Genomic DNA, 15,846 nt, shown 5'->3' with positions numbered 1-15,846 from the left:
TACTATTGTAAGGTCGGCATCCAAATGACCCAAATAAATACCCACGCCAAGAAATAAAACTACAAAGTATTTCTTGGCACCTTTTACATAAAACAAATAAATTATTAAAAAAGTACAAACCCAATTAAAAATTTACACATATAATGTATCCTACCTCTCTTATCAATTTAAAAAGGGATTTATTTTATATAAATCCCTTTTTAAGTATTTAAATACCTAATATAATCTACATAACATAATAATTCCTAAAAACAAAATAAGATAAGAGCCCTCCCCTCTTATCTTTTACTTATATTTATTTCAAGTATTATTAACCCACGCGTCGAACACTAATAACATCTAGGCTTGTCACATTAAGTGTCCCAGCAGCATCTACCCAAACAAGAAATCCATCCTCTACACGAATAAATACGCCTGTTCCATCTATCGCAGTTCCGCCTGAAAAAACTGTAATTCTGTCACCTTCTCTTAAACCATTTAATCTTCTATTTCCCATCTCGCTCACCTCCTCATGGTTCCTATTTCTTCAATCTCTATTACATTTAATACATTTACATTATTTTCAAGTGCTATTAAACTACACGCCGTACACTAATAACGTCTAGGCTTGTCACATTAAGTGTCGCAGCAGCATCTACCCAAACAAGAAATCCATCCTCTACACGAATAAAGACGCCTGTTCCATCAATCGGACCTCCACCTGAAAAAACTGTAATTCTGTCGCCTTCTCGTAAACCATCTAATCTTCTATTCCCCACTTCGCTCACCTCCTCATGGTCCTATTTCTTCAAGTTCTATTGCATTCAACACATTTACATTATTTCAAGTGCTATTAACCTACGCGTCGAACACTAATAACATCTAGGCTTGTCACATTAAGTGTCCCAGCAGCATCTACCCAAACAAGAAATCCATCCTCTACACGAATAAAGACACCTGTTCCATCTATCGCAGTTCCGCCTGAAAAAACTGTAATTCTGTCACCTTCTCGTAAACCATTTAATCTTCTTCGACCTTCGAGATTTCTCAGTTCTCTTACTTCCTCACCACGTCTTCTTCTTCGATTTCTATTACATACATCACATTCACATCTACGTTGAAAAGACATTTAACATACCCCCTTTTCCCTAAAAAATTTATTTGCATTATATATTATGAAAGAAATAAATTAATTGATTAGACTTACTTCCTCTATCAAACATCCAATTCACTAATTCATAAAAAAAGTTCACTAATTTTAACAATTGTACAAGCCATTTTGTATTACCTGCATACATTAACAATGAGATGATTAACATCTTACTATACTCCAAATCCCAAATTACCTGTTCGTTAGCTATCTTTAAAAAATAGAAAAAAGGTCAGTTAAAAACTGACCTTTTTTCTATTTTTTAAAGATATATATTTTGCAAATTAAAAACCCCTTACTTATAAATACATATATTATATAGTGCTCCAACACACTACTAAATAAAACTCCACTAACAAAGAAAGAACTTATTTTCTATCTGTCAAGAATTTAGGTTCTTTTTTATCGTTATATATCCTTTTATATTAATTATAAATTTTTAATTCCTTTCCATATAATCGATTCTATGCCCTTTATTTAGCATTTCCTTTACCATGACAGTTCCTCACATCCTTAAAGAACTTTTACAGTATGAAAGCTAGGGTTCTGCAACTTCACCTAGGGTATCACCACAATTCTTTTTAACAATTTACTTGTTTTCTGCACGAAACTAACATCACTAGCAGAATCTCGTAAGATATTTAGAGAGAAGAAACTTTGAACTTCTTAAATGTATAGTTGTATTTCATCAGATATAGATATTATTTTTTTAGTTTTATAGATATAAAAATATTATGGATGAATTATCTCGCGTCGTCCTATAGTAACCCTAATAAGCATAAATCCTGACGATTGACTTGGATTTTTAACTCTTTGTTATTGAAAATATAGTCCCGTATTTTGTCGAAAGAAAATAAAAAAAGAGAGATTCCGCTTATAGGAAGGTCATTGATCTAGAATTATGATAAGTACAAGCATTGTAAAGAGGTATATACATAAATGAAAAACATGTTCTTTTGATTGGAGCAGCATTTGATCCGAATTTACTGTATCCTACATTGCCACCTAGCCCTCCATTCTCTTTACCCACAGGACCTTTTATTGGAGTTATATTAATTACTGCTGATAATTCAATAACGGTTGGTAATGCTGGTGTATATGCTGTAACGTTTACGACAGGAGTTAGTGTATCTGGAGAAAATTCAAGAATTCTTATTATAAATTTTACGATAAACGATACTGTTAATTTTCTTTCTCAAATACGAATCAATCTGGATTAGGGCAATAGAAATATAGCATCAAAAACAGTTTTACTTTCATTAAACCAAGGGTATGTTCTTCGAGCATTAATTAGACTTTCTGCTGGACTTATTTTTATTGGTGAAGCATCATTTCTTATTGAAAAAGTTGGCTAACATAAAAAAAGAGATCCGATTGGCTTTCTTTTTTCATTTTTGAGACCAATCAATTCCTTAGCTTGATAGCGATGTGATGCAACTCCTATTACTCAAAAATCCTATCGATATATGACATAAGCTCATTTTAGAAAATTCCTTATCAAAAAGAAGCATATATGATGAGGAGGACATATTTTAAACTATATTCCATTGGAAAGGTGCGGAAACGTATATGAATTTACATTCCAAGAAAAATTTTATTATAACAAGTACGCCTTATTTCCCACATATTAATTTATCAGGAATTCCCAAAGTAACAAGAATATCTCCATGCTTTTCTAAAACTCCAAAAACGAAAAAAACGAAAAAAAATCCAAAATTACCTAAATCGAAAATATTGTGCTTTAAACAATTTATAGAGCATAAAATCCAGTTAGTTCCTCCTGCCCAAAAAGGAACCATCAAAGTAAATAGACAAATATTTACTACGATTGAAAAGGTGTGTTCAGAAGTAGTCATTATTTCGGGATTTATTCGTAAGACTATTACTTATACAGCTTTAGCTTATAACAAAATAATTCCAAACTATAGAATTCATAGTAACGTGCCCTTTAAAGGTCTTATAGAATCAAAAGATATTAAAGAGGAACATCAATTTAGCATCGTCGAAGAAAAAATACTTGGCAATGTTTTTACAAGTGAAGCTAACTTTGAAAATCCAAAGAAATTTCAAGCATACCAATCACCCTTTGCTTTCGATTTTATAGAGAAAGATGCTGTAAAAATTTATATAAAAATGAGTACTTAGTAATTACTGTTCTTTCTAACATAACTTGTTATCTACTGAAAAAGCGTGTATAAGCATCCGCAAGGTTGCGAACAGACCACTGAATCGCAATACTATCCACTTCTTTTAGCCAAACAAACTCTCTCTTCATGGCAGGTAGTTTGGCAGAGCATGTACTATAGGTCAATCCTTTTCCTGTCTCTTTATATGCGTGATCCCATAAAGATAGGAAATGATTGAATACAAAGCGAGAACAACCAATCGTTTTGTTGATTAGAATTGCTTGTGCTTGATTTGGATAGATACGAAACTTTTAGACTTTATCAATCATCATTTAATTCACCTTCATTTCGGTATATGACTATCCCGAACCGAACCAAACATACATTCTATTCGTAGCGAAGTAACACTTTCTGTATGTCGAACAATTAAGATGGCTTCCTTCCATCCCTTGTTCGAAGCCAATTCATCTCCCACCTACTCACTAGTTTATGACCCTTCACCCGAAGGATTCTTCTTCGCTAAAATGATAAATTAAAATCTAATGGTAAAGAGAAATTCACTTTTTATTTTTTAAAAAATAAGAAGTGAGTTTTCCGTCTATTATTAATGATAATATTTAATTTTTAACACTATAAATGTTAGTCGAGCATATATTATAGTATTGGAATTGGTTTCACTCACTTATTTCAATTTTATAGTTTCCATTTAAGAACATCAACGGACATTGGTGTTCTTTTTAAGTGGGTTGACCTTGTAAAATAAGAAGTTTTCTGAGTTAAAAATTTATAAAACAAAGAAGCACTCAAAATGAGTGCTTCTTTGTTTTATCCTAGTACTTGTACTTGTTGTACTTGTAAAACTTTTAAAGTAAGGTCTAGTACAATTTTTTCACGAAGAGTATCAAATGGTTCGTTTAATTCTGTTGGACAAGGGGAAAAGTCTAATTCAAAAAATTGAGCACTGACTAATTCACAATATGGTTGTTCGTTATAAAAAACTGCATTTTCGAAAAAGTATTTGTCTAGACGTGGTAAATCACCATTTTTAGGATTAATAAAGTGCGATGTTGTGTCTGAAGAAGAAGCTACTAAAGCTAATGATAGAAAATCATCTTCCGTCAGATCTGCAAACCCACTAAAATTAATATTAGCGATACGATCAAATAAAGGTGCGTTACACTCGCTAGATGCATACTCAATGTTTTTACGAATATATCCTTGTACAAATAATTTTGCTCTTGTAACTCGGCGATAAGGTGTACCATCTACTGGAGTGAATGCAACAGGAACTAACTTACATTGTGTTAAAAATACGTTTTTTAACACACGTTTAATTTCAACTGCTGGAGGATCTAATGGAACATCCGATTCTACAACAATTTGAATTGTTCTTTCTGCTAATACAACTGGGATTTTTACAATCGGTGTTCCTGGCGTAGTAATTGGTGCTGCAGCTGCATCACTTAATGGTGTTTGAGTTTGTCCTACTGCCTGACAAGGTACATTGATTGGGCATTGTTCGCTCATATTATCTAATCTCCTTTTAAAATCACTTTAAATTTTTTAAAACTTTTCAATGACAATATATTCGTTTTTTTTATTGATGTATAAGCTTGTATAATAGGTTTTCAATTTTTTTTTATGTTTTGTAGATATTTTATTAGCTTTCTCATTAAAATTTTAAAAGTTGCAGGTTTTAGGTTAAAAAAATGAGTAAGTTAATTTAACCTACGATCTTAACAGCATGGATGTTAAGCTGTGCGTTAATTTAAAAACAGCTCTTTATAATATCCTTTGTAAAATTTTTACATAATTATACATTTAGGTTGAACTTGAGTCACTTCACCCTTTAAACATGTAACAGAATAAGGAAATCAATCATAGAAGTTAGGATTTAGTTAATATAGATCCGCCTATTATGACTATTAAAAGCATCACAAAAAACAGGAATTTTTTATCCAACCTCTTTATTTACAACTACAAATTTAGACCTCTTCCACTTCTTTACTATCTTCTTTTCCTCTTCCCTCATACTAATCACTGACTGTGAACTACCCGCCACTTAACGTCCTAACCAACCATCTATCTCATTTGCGGTGTACACTATCTCCATTCCTGCCATAGCACTACCCCACCTCCTATAAGGAAAATTCAATACGCCTAGTTTCTTTTCCGTTTCTAATAAGTTTGCTTGCTACATCTTATTAATTTCTTATATTCTAGTCCAAAAATAAAATATGAAATACATAAGCATTTTATCGCCATCTCTACAAATGCTAATGATGCAATAGGAACGATAAAAACGGAAGATTTCGCCACAACTAGGATAAGTGCACCCACCGTCCATATAACACAATGATTGATTATAAAAAAGAAGCTATGTTGAAGATTCTTCAACATAGCTTCTCTACATTTCATTATTATCGACTAAATCTAAGAGCTGTTAGAGTATTTACTCCTTGTACAAATAAATTAGGATTTCCTACAGTTACTCGAACTTGGTATCTAACATCAAAAAGTTGAGTTGTTGGAACATCTACATGTGAAAAAGGAGTTTGGATTTGATCATCATCACCCTCATTATCAATTTCAAATACTTGTGTATAAATGACCTGAGGTGTTCCTGATAATGGAGATGTTCTTGTAATAGTTAATGTAACTGTTGAAAATATATTATTATTGTTATTTAGACTGACGATACCACTCAGCCATACACGGTCCCCTGTATTTATTTTATCAAAATTTACTGTTAATATTGTAAGTGGTGCCGCTGGAGCAGGAGGAACAAGTATAGGAGTAGTAATTAATCTTTCGTCATATTCAAATTCAATAGATTCTTTATTATGGCTATGACAAGATGAACCTTTATAGTACTTGTAATCGCCTTCACCACAAGATGAACTTTTATAATATTTGTATTTTCTATCATAATAGCTTCCTATTGTAATCACCCTTTCTAAATTAGAATATATAATTCTATATAATTTATTCATGCAAAAAAAAATAGATTGTACTATATCCTATTGAATCTATAAAGGTTTCAAAATTTATATAAAAGGTGCGATACTCTGTCATTTGCAATTCAAGACTTCTAAATGAGTTTTAATCAAACCTTATTTCAAAATTACATAAACAAGTAAACGTGGATTAAAGAAAAAAAGAGTAAGGAGTGAATTGGTTGTTCACTCCTTTGAATTATAAACATAGAGGTCCGTTTAGCTTTGAATTAAAAATTGATAAAAAATTGCTTTAAGCCTTATTTAATAAAAAATGTCAGGAATTAAGTAGCATAAAAAACTTTCATGTATAAGTTTCTGAAATGAGTTAGTAGCGAATTGTTAACCAATATCATTTATTGCTTTCAATGAATATCAATTTTCATTTTTTCTAGCGCCTGTATATGCCCATCAAGATACTATATTGAAAACACCATAACAATTTAAACATATTATTTCACTTTTTGAATGAGTAATTTTTTAGATTGAAAAAGAAATAAACTTTGTTCTTTTCTTTTTATGTAAAATACTCTAGCTTTGCATTAGGAAAGAACTGTTTCATATATGAATACAGATATTTTTTTATATCCTCTTCTTCCTTTTGATAAATGTATTTTCCAATTCCCCCCCATTTATATCTTCTTTTCTCTTAATCTAATTCTAATTTTGTCATCGGATAGTTTTTTTATCACTCTCTTAGCTGATTTTGTAAAACGATGTTGAATAAATTCAAATGTTTCTCCAGGCTGTAGTTGCTTCAAAATCTGTTTCACATCAATTTGTATATGTTCCGATTGTTTCTTAATTGTACCGTTTTTAAAGTATTCTGGGTTTGGATTTTTCACATATACATTCGTGTTTAATTTCAAGCGAGAAATATAGTATGTACCTCGTTGATCCATTTGATCTAAGTTCTCCAATAAAAAGCAACCCAAATCGCGAATACATAACTCTCCTGGTCGTAAGGTATCTAAGCACTCCGTACCAAATGTTTTGTCATTATTTTTGCCAGGTCCCACTTGAAAATCAAGAAATTTTCCACTATGTAAATCATATTGATACCCGCTGTTTAAGCCCATCCTCCAGAGCCTGGATATATATTCTCTAAAGCATTTGGCACTTGAAATACGGTGGCATCTAGGATACGGATTCGCTCAAAATATGAAACAACTTGATTTTTAAACGACTCTATTGTTATATCTTTAAGTACAGTGAAGTATCTTATATCGAAAATTAAATAACTATATTTTAACCCCGTTCTAAATTTAGAACGGGGTTATGCTTGTTTTAGGTTTTAAAATTAAATAACTTGATTGTCTTTTTACAATAAAATCTTTCTACACTTTTTTATTACTTAACTAAATCTAATTTCTCTTATTTAAATTTCTAATTACCTTATTCAAAATTAAAAAGAAACAATATATTACACATTTTATTATGAACAAGATTATCATTTAATTTACCATAATATTTTAACTATACAGTCTATATACAATTAATTCTTTTTAATAAATCATTTTCTTATTTTAGATTTTCTTGTTTTGGCACGATTTTAATAGATTTCTTACTAATCCGTATAAGCATGCCAAAAGAGAGAAAGATAAAAAAACCGCCAAATAGAGCAAATACAACGGTAGGCTTAAAATGTGCTAATAATAATCCCGAAACAATTGGTCCGACAGCCATTCCCATATATCTAATAAAGTTAAACATTCCCATTGCACTTCCCCTATTATGTTCAAATTCATTTGCAATCATAGTAGCAAATAAAGGAGTGAGGATACCAATTGATATTCCGTGGAGAATTAAAGCAACTGTTACACCAATTAAAGTATTCGAGTGTGTCACAGCAAATAATATTACGCTTAAAGCTAAGGATACATTTCCAGTTATAAAAAGTTTTTTTTGTGAAATTTTTGATTGAATTTTTTTAAAGGTCATACTGCCAATTATTAAACTTATAGCCATTGGTAAGTAAAGTAAACCCACTACCTGTAAACTTAATTGATAATGATCTGTTAATAAAATTGGTAAGTAAACAATGAAGGAGAAATAAAGAAAAAATGCAAAGAAACTTAATATTAATATGGAGCTTCCCACTTTGCTTTTAAATATAGAAGCATAGTGAGATATAAGTGTTTTCCCACTCAATTCTTTTTTACTTCCTACACGATCATTAGGGAAATATATCCAATTAGTTACAAATAGAATTACAGATACTGCTACAAGTAGCCAGAAAACACCTGGGTAATTATATTTTTCCCCAATAAAACCTCCTAGCACTGGTGCAACAGCAGGTGCAATGGATAACATGGTTTGATATGTACCCATTGCACTTCCTCGTTGTTCTCCTTGAAATACAGTACCAATTGTAGTTGCAGCAATAAGTGGTATTGCAGCTGTCCCTACAGCCTGTAAAATTCTACATATTAAAAATACTGTAAAGTTACTTGTAATGGCACAACCAATACTCGCGATAATCGTTAAAATAATACTCGGAATAAGAATAGTCCTAGCACCTTTAAAATCAATTATAGAACCAAAAACAATTTGCATAATTGCCGTAATAAAAATAAACATGGAAACGGAAAGGTTAACCATTGTTATAGATACTTGGAATGAATCCCGAATTATGGGGATTATTGGAGAATATATATTTTGATTTAAAGAAGCGAAAAAAGCACTAATACACAACAAATATAAAAGAAAAGAAGCACTTGATTTAACACGGTTCATGCTATCCCTCCTAAAAGCTTATTAATAATTAGCTAATTTATTTAAGTTATAATAAATTTATTTCCCCAACATTTTATCGTTTATATTTTGTAAAAACTTCAATATTGCATTTTGTTCAATTTCAGAAAATGAATCAACGAACTGATAAAATTCATTTTCTTTCTGGTCATGAATTTTCTGATGTAATTCACAAAGTGATTGTCCTGCCGGAGTAAGTTGATAATATACCTCCTTTTTGTTATCAACTGACTGAAAACGAGTGATTAAATTTTCTTTTATTAATTTGGTGTTAATTTTTGTGATATTCGCTTTAGATAAATTCATTTTCCTTGCAATTGTAATATTATTTATTGGTTGATTCTCACCAATACAGGCAATTACGTGTATACTTGTCATATTTGTCGGTACATGTTCTATTTCTTCCATTTTTGCTTGCTTAAAAAAAGTCTCAATATCTTTATCTGCCTTTTGTTCATTGAGATGTAACAAATGTAGATAATTATCGTAAATTTTCTGTTTTATGCCCTTATTCATTTAAATGTTTCTACCCTTCTTTGTCTTTTTGTTTACCGGTAAACTATTTTGATTTTATATCCTCATTTAGCAATTGTCAATTGCTAAATTGGTATTTAACTAATTATGTAAGAACCTTTAATGTATCTATTTTTCATAATTTACCCTAATAAAGTCTTATTATATTAAAGAGTTAGTTTCAATGCATAAAAGTCCTTTTTTAAATTGTTGACCTGATTATTGTTTACTGGTAAACTTTATATTGTTAATCGGTAAACAATAATTCTAGATAGGGGAAATTATTATGACAAATTTTGTCCATGACCAAACCTTAAAAGCTATTGAAGACTTTGTCATAACAAGAGAAAAGAAAAAATATGCATCTCAAGAGATGATAAAAGAATTAGTTAGTGAATATGAAAATATAAATAAAAATTGGACTCTAACGCAACTACATATTGTTTCGGTTATTCATGAGAGTAAGCAACAAATGAATAACACTCTACTATCTATGGAACTTAATATTTCTAAAGCAACCATCTCTAAAGCTATTCGCGTTCTTATTGATAATAAAATTTTATTGACGCATCAAAATACAGATAATAAGAAGGAAATCTTTTATACTTTAACTGATAAGGGAATACAGTTAGCCATTGTTCATAAAAAATTACACAAAATTGCACATGAGCGTTACAGTGAGTTATTCCAACAATTTAATGATTCCGAGTTACAAGTTGTAACAAAATTTTTAGAAGCATGGAAACAATGTATTTAATTTTTTGTTATATCAACTTAGAAGGTATATATGTTGACCTTCTCATAAAAATAGAAAAACTAAGGGGTTTTAGCCCCTTAGCAAAAATTGAATTATATTAATAACTAAAATAACAATGTTTTTTTAAACTAACTTATCAAAAAGAATAGGCATAGAAATAGGTCCACGTGTATAAAGCCCTTTTTCAACATATTGAAAATCTTCTTCTAATTTAATGTTTTTCATATTATCTAAGACTACATTTACAACTATTTCAATTTCTGATTTTGCAAACGCTGCACCTACGCAATTATGAATACCTGATCCGAATGCAAGATGTCTTGCAGCACCACTAAATGCCTTTTTAATATCAAGATCCGGACGATAAATGTTGAATTCATCAGGTCTTTCAAATGCGTTAGGGTCACGGTTCGCTGCACCAATCATACAAAATACCGTAGTTCCTTTAGATAGTTGAATACCACTTATTTCCGTATCTTTTGACAATTGACGAGGAATCAATTGCACTGGTGGATTGTAACGTAAAGTTTCTGCAATAGCTAATGGTACTAATGAACGATCATTTAATACATCTTGTAGTTGTTTCGGTTGGTTAATTAAATTATAGATTAATAAAGCAAGAGTCTTATCACCAGGTTCTGTTGCAGCTAATAATATATTTAAAATCAATGCTAGAATATCAGTATCAGTCATAGCTATTCCTTCATATTTAGCACTGCATAATTTAGAAATTAAATCTTCCTGTGGGTTTAATCGTCGCTCTTTAATAATTGGTTCTAAATAATTAGCTAACTGTTCACTGCACCAAAGAGAATGTTTTTTTGCCTCTGGTGGTTGATTTATACTGGTAATAAACTCAGCTACACCGCTATGCCATTCTCCTATCTTCTTATGATCTTTCTTATCTAATCCAATCATATCCATTGTTACATAAACAGCAAATGTTCTGCCAAAATCATTAATTAAATCTACCTTTCCATTTGGAAGGTGTGGAGATAGTAAATCTTCTGCATTCTTTTTAATTAAAGGCATTAATTTTTGTAAAGCATCTCCCATAAAACTTCTTAAAACAATTTTTCTTTTCGCTACATGCTCTTTTCCACGCATTTGTGCTAATACTGGTCCACGCATTACTGGTTCAGCACGTTCAGCTAATGATTTTGTTGTAAATGTTTCAGTATCATTCAATATATTACGGACATCTTGATATCTGCTAATAAAATAACTGTCAATCTCAGGTTCATAATGTACTGGGTCATTCTGACGTAGGTATGAAAAATACTTATATGGATCTTCTTGAAATTCCTCTGTTAATATATTTACCGTTTGCATAGTATTTGACATATTACTTCCCCCTTGTATTGGATACTTACTATTCGCTAAGATAAATCTTCTATTTCTTGTACCATTAAATATCCTTGATTTGGTTTCATCTTGATAGAAAAATCATTTCTAACTATCTGTTCACCAAGTTCCCATGGTTTATGATAAACAAGTACAGTTTCTTGTGTTCCTAAAATTTCAGCTCCGCCAATGAAAAATGGAAGTTCTGCAATTACATATTCTACTGCAATATTTAGCATGTCATTTGATATTTGATCAATATCTATATTGGTACCCTTTGCCCTACCTAGGATGGCTGCGTGTGACATTTCTAAGCAAGCATTTCGAAAAGGAGTTTCGTTTAAAAAAATATGTTCCGCTTCTGCTCTCATGCTGTTATATGCATAATTATCATTAAAATCAGAAAAAGTATGAATAGAATTTACGTTACCACCATGCTCTTTAAGTGCTTTTTCAGCTGACCTTCTATTCCGTGATACTTCTTTTCTTACTTTTCTTTCAGCCTTTCCTTTTGGTGTTCCCAATGCTTCAAGCAAATTTGCAGCTTCTTTTCCAGCTAATAAAACACTAACATCATCAAATGTGTGTAATGCCCATTCAATAAGTTTATTAATATATTCATCTGAGAATCTACTATTAAACGGACTAATACCTATTAAGGCATGGTTACTACGTTTAAATATTTCAGCGCAATTAGTAGATAAGGGGTGAGAAATAAATTTTCGAACATTTCTTACCGCTATAGAATGTGTCATACAATCATCCCTTTATTTTTTTATCAATATAAACTATTTTATTAATTTTTAGTCATTGAGAATACATCGCACTACATATATTAAGAGATAGAAAAAGTTACCAAATATGAATACTAAATAAAAAGCTCCTTATAATGTTCACCGGTGAACAAAAATAATTCTATATCGCAAATGTTTATTTGTCAATATAGATTATTCTGAAAAATAACTAAAACAAAAAAACTTATATTTTTATGAATATTTTTGTGAACATTTTAAAAATTATAATAAACATAATACAAATGTTTAAACATTATACATGCATTGCAGTTTGGATAGATTAAATAATTTCACAAAAATAATTTATTATTTTTATATAGTTTTAATTGTACCTAGATTAAAACTGAGCAGTATATAAATACAAAGTTAATTGCTTTCTCCGTTTTCCGAACTAAGCGATTCTCTGTATACCGAAAATATATTCCGTACTTTTTTATTTAACCACATGATAAATACATTTATTACTTTAAGAATATTGTAGTTTTTCATAAAGTTTGTCCATATTCTAACTCTGTACAAAAAATACGAAATTTTAGTTTTTATATTTTTTTAAAACCTTGATTTTTATAAGAATCTACATATTTATTTAATTTTGGATCCCTTGAGGAAATGTAAATATATTACACGGATCATACTCTTTATTTATTTCCTTTAAACGTTCGGAGTTTTCTCCGTAGTAAGCGCACATATAATCTTTTAATTCGCTATAGGGAAAATTTATAAAAGAACCATTTGTAATAGTTTTTATATAGCTAAATCGCTGTTCAACCCATTTAACATTATCTTTTTTAAACATAGGCTCTTCCCATATAGATTGAATCCCCAAAATATAGTGAGCATCTCGGTAAAAAAATGCTGTATCGTTCTTATTTATATCATTTACTTTGCCCCCAAGAGCATAGAGGCTTATTGCTGCAAAGATACTGCCCCTTGGTCTATCCTGAATAAGATGGATTATATTTTCAATTTCCTGATCATTATAATATCTATGGACAAATCTTCCTGTAGATTTAAATTGTTCTGATTTAGGATAAGATGCTTCAATTTTTTTCATTGCATCTAAAAAGCCAATATACTCCAAGTTAGTTGTTCCTCCCTCTATACAAACTAATGATTGCAAAATATCCCTTGCTTCTTCTGGAGTCCCGTAAAATATACCTCGTCCATATATGGCTAATCCTTCGTTAGCAGAGTTATATAAACTAACCCCAAGTGTAATCCTATAATCCAGGTCCACTAACCATTTTTGCCATTTTTGTAAGAAAGCTCGCTGTATTTCTGGTGATGCTTTGGGCCAATATATTTCAATTAATGTAATTTTATCGACTTTGGGAGGTATTTTAAATGTCATTGAAACAATAACACCAAAGTTCCCACCACCACCTCCTCTACAAGCCCAAAATAGATTGCTATGACATTTTTTATTCGCTACAATTAACCTGCCTTTATAATCTACTAACTCAATTTCTATTAAACTGTCACATCCAAGTCCAAAATTTCTACAAGAATATCCCCAGCCACCTCCTAATGTGTATCCTGATACTCCCACAGTAGGGCACGTACCTCCTGGGAAGGGATACCCTTTAGAGGAGATAAAATCATAAACTTGTTCATTTCTGGTCCCCCCCTGTATTTTTAATATTTGTTTTTGGGGAGTAAATTCTAGACGGTCCATTTTACTTATATCAATAACAATAACGTTATTGCCCACAGAATATCCCTCATAATGATGGCCACCTGAACGTATGCGAATATCCACTTGTTTTTTCCTTGCCCAAATAATTGCATTACTTACATCATACTTTGTATAGCAATAAACAATAATGAGTGGAAACTTTTGTACAGAGCGATTCCATTCTTGCCTCGCCTTTTCATACTCACAATGTGATTTTGTAACAACTTTCCCTGTTAGTCCTTTGAGATTCAATTTACACATTATTATAAGCACCTTCCATTTCAAGATAGAACTTATCATTTTTATAACTAGTGTATGATACTGTCATATATAAGTGATTTTCAAGAAAATAATCATCAACAGGATTCTAAATATAAAAATGCTAGGTTTATTTGAACACCTGCCATATGATAACTCTTAGTACTTGATTAAGTTCCATTGCTTTGCATAACTTATATCTATGCCTCTTGAATAAGAAATATTAAAACATCTTAATAAACAAATTATCCATTTGCCTAAATTGTTAATTAATGTTCTAAAGGAAAGAACGCATAAAATACAAAAAGATGTCAAAAAATTATGACCATATTTATTCAGTTTCGTTTATCCTATTAATTATACTTGTTTGTAGTAGTGTGATTATCATAGGAGCTACAGGAGGAACATATGGTGTGTTTTTATTGTTAACAATTTTACTTAATGCACGTATTACGAAAGAATCTCAAAAAAAGTATGAGCACTATTCTAATAAAGGGCGTATTTAAAATTATACATATCCTAAAAGGAACTTTATATAAATTATTTTTAGCAAAGTAGAAATAGAAACCGTACCCTATTAAAATGTTATTTCAGTTCCTATAATGAATTATCCTTCTAGCATATTTATAAGATTTATATCATATATTTGGAGAAAGAATGCAAATTAGAAAGGAGTCTTTTAGAATGAGTTATTCGGAAGGAAATGACTTGAGTGAACAACATATGGTAAGTACGCCTAATCCCTACGTATATCAGACATTACAATCAGTAATTGGTAAATATGTGGTTATTGAAACTGTAAGAGGTAATGTAAGAGGACAGTTAAAAGATGTGAAACCAGATCATTTGCTCATTGAAGATACGGCGCCATATATTGTACGCATTCAACAAATTGTATGGATTATGCCAAAGCAATAATCAAATTTATAAAAAATTAATGTCATAGTCCACCAAGTAAAAACACAAGGTTTTATCTCTGTGTTTCTTCAAATTTCCGTTTTTGAATATATGCTTGAGCATGAATAAGTTCTTCCTGAAGCTCTTTTAATTCTTTTGTAGATTCGGATTCAATAGCCATGTAAGTAGTAACTAAACTAATCATCATATCCATCTTCTCTACTATATTTTGAATGACTTGTTCAGATTGATCTTTTTTAGGATGTTGTATTGCTATTAATACATTCTCTATATAATTGTTCTTTCTTTGCTGGATATCATAAATAAACTGTTTTGTGTTTGAGTTCATTTGTTTTCCCTCCGTTTTGGATATATCTTCATTCTATCATATTTGGATAGAAAATATTGAATGGGCCGTTCTTACTTGCAACATTCATTGGTTAAAGGGATTGTCACAAATGATTTTGGTGAAGAACTCAATTTTGAACTACTCCCACTTTCACTTCGTTTAGAAGTGAGGGATTCCTAAGTAAAGAGTTCTATCGAACTCTAATTGATTAGGCTAACCCCGCAGTCCTTGCGGTTAGAAGCCTTATCGCTTCA

Annotated in this window: 17 protein-coding genes and 2 pseudogenes; 5 read left to right on the top strand and 14 right to left on the bottom strand. The window is 30.7% G+C overall.

The genetic code is table 11. The features are described 5' to 3' along the window. Positions 1-310: 310 nt before the first annotated feature. The 4 genes from ACUN13_RS31300 to ACUN13_RS31285 form a co-directional block, all read right to left on the bottom strand. Complete coding sequence (locus ACUN13_RS31300; protein ID WP_098853192.1) at positions 311-496, bottom strand: hypothetical protein; 186 nt, start codon at positions 494-496, stop codon at positions 311-313. 76 nt (positions 497-572) lie between these two features. Beyond that, positions 573-758 (bottom strand): hypothetical protein, encoded by a 186-nt coding sequence (locus ACUN13_RS31295; RefSeq protein WP_016119599.1) that lies wholly within the window; start codon positions 756-758, stop codon positions 573-575. A 74-nt stretch (positions 759-832) separates the two neighbouring features. Then, a complete protein-coding gene (locus ACUN13_RS31290; protein ID WP_098282196.1) occupies positions 833-1,108 on the bottom strand; it encodes a hypothetical protein in 276 nt (91 codons plus the stop codon). A gap of 37 nt (positions 1,109-1,145) precedes the next feature. Then, a complete protein-coding gene (locus ACUN13_RS31285; RefSeq protein WP_409532422.1) occupies positions 1,146-1,298 on the bottom strand; it encodes a hypothetical protein in 153 nt (50 codons plus the stop codon). 787 nt (positions 1,299-2,085) lie between these two features. Between ACUN13_RS31285 and ACUN13_RS31280 the strand changes: the two genes are divergently transcribed. Together ACUN13_RS31280 and ACUN13_RS31275 are read left to right on the top strand one after the other, a co-directional pair. Then, complete coding sequence (locus tag ACUN13_RS31280; protein WP_409532423.1) at positions 2,086-2,349, top strand: exosporium leader peptide-containing protein; 264 nt, start codon at positions 2,086-2,088, stop codon at positions 2,347-2,349. Positions 2,350-2,698: 349 nt separating this feature from the next. After that, positions 2,699-3,274, top strand: coding sequence for a hypothetical protein (locus ACUN13_RS31275; RefSeq protein ID WP_409532424.1), 576 nt, complete (start codon positions 2,699-2,701; stop codon positions 3,272-3,274). Positions 3,275-3,305: 31 nt separating this feature from the next. Here ACUN13_RS31275 and ACUN13_RS31270 read toward each other — a convergent pair. The 6 genes and pseudogenes from ACUN13_RS31270 to ACUN13_RS31245 form a co-directional block, all read right to left on the bottom strand. After that, positions 3,306-3,557, bottom strand: a pseudogene (locus ACUN13_RS31270) (helix-turn-helix domain-containing protein); the annotation flags it as partial. A gap of 523 nt (positions 3,558-4,080) precedes the next feature. Then, a complete protein-coding gene (locus ACUN13_RS31265) occupies positions 4,081-4,782 on the bottom strand; it encodes a CsxC family protein (protein ID WP_098853187.1) in 702 nt (233 codons plus the stop codon). A gap of 893 nt (positions 4,783-5,675) precedes the next feature. Further along, positions 5,676-6,206 (bottom strand): hypothetical protein, encoded by a 531-nt coding sequence (locus tag ACUN13_RS31260; RefSeq protein ID WP_409532425.1) that lies wholly within the window; start codon positions 6,204-6,206, stop codon positions 5,676-5,678. A 562-nt stretch (positions 6,207-6,768) separates the two neighbouring features. Further along, positions 6,769-7,410, bottom strand: a pseudogene (locus tag ACUN13_RS31255) (spore photoproduct lyase family protein); the annotation flags it as partial. A gap of 362 nt (positions 7,411-7,772) precedes the next feature. Then, positions 7,773-8,987 (bottom strand): MFS transporter, encoded by a 1,215-nt coding sequence (locus tag ACUN13_RS31250; RefSeq protein WP_409532426.1) that lies wholly within the window; start codon positions 8,985-8,987, stop codon positions 7,773-7,775. Between the two features lie 57 nt (positions 8,988-9,044). Next, complete coding sequence (locus tag ACUN13_RS31245) at positions 9,045-9,521, bottom strand: MarR family transcriptional regulator (RefSeq protein ID WP_044585258.1); 477 nt, start codon at positions 9,519-9,521, stop codon at positions 9,045-9,047. 283 nt (positions 9,522-9,804) lie between these two features. On the opposite strand from ACUN13_RS31245, the gene ACUN13_RS31240 reads away from it, so the two are divergent. Next, positions 9,805-10,275: a MarR family transcriptional regulator gene (locus ACUN13_RS31240; RefSeq protein ID WP_440014568.1), complete on the top strand. Its 471-nt coding sequence runs from the start codon at positions 9,805-9,807 to the stop codon at positions 10,273-10,275. A 123-nt stretch (positions 10,276-10,398) separates the two neighbouring features. Here the strand turns inward: ACUN13_RS31240 and ACUN13_RS31235 are convergent, their stop codons facing one another. From ACUN13_RS31235 to ACUN13_RS31225, 3 genes are all read right to left on the bottom strand, one after another. After that, positions 10,399-11,619 carry a cytochrome P450, cyclodipeptide synthase-associated gene (locus ACUN13_RS31235; protein ID WP_445424190.1) on the bottom strand — a complete coding sequence of 407 codons (1,221 nt, stop codon included), beginning with the start codon at positions 11,617-11,619 and terminating at the stop codon, positions 10,399-10,401. 35 nt (positions 11,620-11,654) lie between these two features. Continuing rightward, positions 11,655-12,374: a tRNA-dependent cyclodipeptide synthase gene (locus ACUN13_RS31230; RefSeq protein ID WP_445424189.1), complete on the bottom strand. Its 720-nt coding sequence runs from the start codon at positions 12,372-12,374 to the stop codon at positions 11,655-11,657. Positions 12,375-12,999: 625 nt separating this feature from the next. Continuing rightward, positions 13,000-14,349 (bottom strand): FAD-binding oxidoreductase, encoded by a 1,350-nt coding sequence (locus tag ACUN13_RS31225; protein ID WP_445424188.1) that lies wholly within the window; start codon positions 14,347-14,349, stop codon positions 13,000-13,002. Between the two features lie 305 nt (positions 14,350-14,654). Here ACUN13_RS31225 and ACUN13_RS31220 point away from each other — a divergent pair, with 305 nt between their 5' ends. Beyond that, positions 14,655-14,852 (top strand): hypothetical protein, encoded by a 198-nt coding sequence (locus ACUN13_RS31220; protein ID WP_426867521.1) that lies wholly within the window; start codon positions 14,655-14,657, stop codon positions 14,850-14,852. A gap of 178 nt (positions 14,853-15,030) precedes the next feature. Beyond that, entirely contained in the window at positions 15,031-15,264 is a 234-nt protein-coding gene (locus tag ACUN13_RS31215; protein ID WP_070183909.1) for a YuzF family protein, read from the top strand. A gap of 52 nt (positions 15,265-15,316) precedes the next feature. On the opposite strand, the gene ACUN13_RS31210 is transcribed toward ACUN13_RS31215, so the two are convergent. Further along, positions 15,317-15,592 (bottom strand): hypothetical protein, encoded by a 276-nt coding sequence (locus tag ACUN13_RS31210; protein ID WP_070183908.1) that lies wholly within the window; start codon positions 15,590-15,592, stop codon positions 15,317-15,319. Positions 15,593-15,846: the final 254 nt, after the last annotated feature.

This window comes from Bacillus cereus group sp. Bce041, assembly GCF_052646455.1.
This window is presented reverse-complemented; position numbering and strand designations above follow the sequence as displayed.

What these genes read in the sequence shown, in the direction of transcription:
- ACUN13_RS31245 (WP_044585258.1), bottom strand. Translation starts at nt 9,521, where the DNA reads ATGAATAAGGGCATAAAACAGAAAATTTACGATAATTATCTACATTTG.
- ACUN13_RS31225 (WP_445424188.1), bottom strand. Translation starts at nt 14,349, where the DNA reads ATGTGTAAATTGAATCTCAAAGGACTAACAGGGAAAGTTGTTACAAAA.
- ACUN13_RS31215 (WP_070183909.1), top strand. Translation starts at nt 15,031, where the DNA reads ATGAGTTATTCGGAAGGAAATGACTTGAGTGAACAACATATGGTAAGT.
- ACUN13_RS31230 (WP_445424189.1), bottom strand. Translation starts at nt 12,374, where the DNA reads ATGACACATTCTATAGCGGTAAGAAATGTTCGAAAATTTATTTCTCAC.
- ACUN13_RS31210 (WP_070183908.1), bottom strand. Translation starts at nt 15,592, where the DNA reads ATGAACTCAAACACAAAACAGTTTATTTATGATATCCAGCAAAGAAAG.
- ACUN13_RS31275 (WP_409532424.1), top strand. Translation starts at nt 2,699, where the DNA reads ATGAATTTACATTCCAAGAAAAATTTTATTATAACAAGTACGCCTTAT.
- ACUN13_RS31265 (WP_098853187.1), bottom strand. Translation starts at nt 4,782, where the DNA reads ATGAGCGAACAATGCCCAATCAATGTACCTTGTCAGGCAGTAGGACAA.
- ACUN13_RS31235 (WP_445424190.1), bottom strand. Translation starts at nt 11,619, where the DNA reads ATGTCAAATACTATGCAAACGGTAAATATATTAACAGAGGAATTTCAA.
- ACUN13_RS31285 (WP_409532422.1), bottom strand. Translation starts at nt 1,298, where the DNA reads ATGTTAATCATCTCATTGTTAATGTATGCAGGTAATACAAAATGGCTT.
- ACUN13_RS31240 (WP_440014568.1), top strand. Translation starts at nt 9,805, where the DNA reads ATGACAAATTTTGTCCATGACCAAACCTTAAAAGCTATTGAAGACTTT.
- ACUN13_RS31250 (WP_409532426.1), bottom strand. Translation starts at nt 8,987, where the DNA reads ATGAACCGTGTTAAATCAAGTGCTTCTTTTCTTTTATATTTGTTGTGT.
- ACUN13_RS31300 (WP_098853192.1), bottom strand. Translation starts at nt 496, where the DNA reads ATGGGAAATAGAAGATTAAATGGTTTAAGAGAAGGTGACAGAATTACA.
- ACUN13_RS31220 (WP_426867521.1), top strand. Translation starts at nt 14,655, where the DNA reads ATGTCAAAAAATTATGACCATATTTATTCAGTTTCGTTTATCCTATTA.
- ACUN13_RS31290 (WP_098282196.1), bottom strand. Translation starts at nt 1,108, where the DNA reads ATGTCTTTTCAACGTAGATGTGAATGTGATGTATGTAATAGAAATCGA.